General features: G+C 61.7%; 1 protein-coding gene. It reads right to left on the minus strand.

What is annotated here, in order from left to right; genetic code table 11:
• Nucleotides 1–66: 66 nt before the first annotated feature.
• On the minus strand, nucleotides 67–266 hold a 200-nt coding region (locus FS507_RS20055), incomplete at its 5' end, for a hypothetical protein (RefSeq protein ID WP_222121475.1).

Below are 266 nucleotides of genomic sequence, written 5' to 3' on the forward strand. Positions count from 1 at the left end.
CATCTCCCCTTTATCCTCAGCCTCCCGCACTCCACCTCCCCACCCTTTTTCCCCATTCTCCAACAATCAACCCATCCACCCACCAAACCACCCCACCCACCGTACCCCCCCCACCAACACCCCCCACTTCCTCCCCCCCCCACTGGAGACCCTCCTCCCCATGATCCTCCTCTTCTTCCCCCTCTCCCACTTCCTCCCCTCCTTCCAATCCTCCAACCTCCCGAACTTCCTCTCCATCAACCCCACCGAACTCCTCCACACCTCCC

This window comes from Corynebacterium glyciniphilum AJ 3170, assembly GCF_007673095.1.
Lineage (GTDB): Bacteria > Actinomycetota > Actinomycetes > Mycobacteriales > Mycobacteriaceae > Corynebacterium.